Here is a 1,161-nt window from a genome sequence, read left to right on the forward strand (position 1 = left end):
GTCGTCGGGAGCTCCATGGCACACACATTGCCAGGCGAGTCACAATTATGGCAACCTCTTGCCACAATGGAACGGCATCCGGTGAACCGGAGCCCCACGGGAGGCAAAAGCCATGACTGAGACCCTGCAGGCGCAAACCGGTGTGACGGTCACTGCGCTGACCGGGAACGTCGGCGCCGTGATCGGCGGCGTCGACGCGGCCGGCACGCTGAGCGACGAGACGATCGCCCGGATCCGCGCGGCCCTGCTCCAGTACAAGGTGGTGTTCCTGCGCGACCAGGACCTGGACTACACCGCGCAGACCGCCTTCGCCTCGCGCTTCGGCAAGCTGACGCTCGGACACCCGATCTACGACGCCCCCGAGGGCCGCCCGAACCTGCGGGAGATGGACTCCAAGCAGGGCACCCGCGCCAACCACTGGCACACGGACGTCACGTTCATCGAGCGCCCGCCGGCATTCGCGTTCCTGCACAGCAAGGTGATCCCCCCGGTGGGCGGGGACACCGTGTGGGCCAACGCCGCGACCGCGTACGCCAGCATGCCGGCGGAGCTGCGCCAGTTCGCCGACCAGCTGCGGATCGTCCACAGCAACGACTGCGACTTCACCGACGACACCGTCATCGAGCGCGGGGCCTACATCTCGACCCCGTACGAGGCCGAGCACCCCGCGGTCCGGGTCCACCCCGAGACGGGCGAACGGTCACTGCTGCTCGGCGGGTTCGCCCGCCGGGTCGTGGGGTACGCCCCGCAGGCCTCCCGCGACCTGATCAGGGTCATGCAGGAGTACCTGACCAAGCCGGAGCACACCGTGCGCTGGCAGTGGCGGGTCGGCGACATCGCCATCTGGGACAACCAGGCGACGGCGCACTACGCCATCTACGACTACGGCAACCAGTACCGCCGCGGCGAGCGGGTCACCGTGGTGGCCCCCACGCCGGTCGGTGTGGACGGCCGGCCCAGCGTGGCCCTGCGCGGCGACACCTCCGCCTACAGCACGGGCCGGGACTGAGCGGCGGGCGCCGCCCGGACACGCAAGCCACGACCTCGGAGATGACGGAGACACAGGTGCGCACGTCCGCATACGGAACCCGCCGACTTCGACGCGTACGTGAACGGGCTCGTCGCCTCGCTGCGCACCCCGGGCCGGAGGACCGCCACCCG

General features: G+C 70.2%; 1 protein-coding gene. It reads left to right on the top strand.

Annotated elements, in window-relative coordinates; all coding sequences use genetic code 11:
- Positions 1 to 112: 112 nt before the first annotated feature.
- Positions 113 to 1,009 carry a TauD/TfdA family dioxygenase gene (locus AB0O00_RS40595; RefSeq protein WP_363659678.1) on the top strand — a complete coding sequence of 299 codons (897 nt, stop codon included), beginning with the start codon at positions 113 to 115 and terminating at the stop codon, positions 1,007 to 1,009.
- Positions 1,010 to 1,161 lie beyond the last annotated feature (152 nt).

This window comes from Kitasatospora sp. NPDC093558 (assembly GCF_040683475.1).
Classification (GTDB): Bacteria; Actinomycetota; Actinomycetes; order Streptomycetales; family Streptomycetaceae; genus Kitasatospora.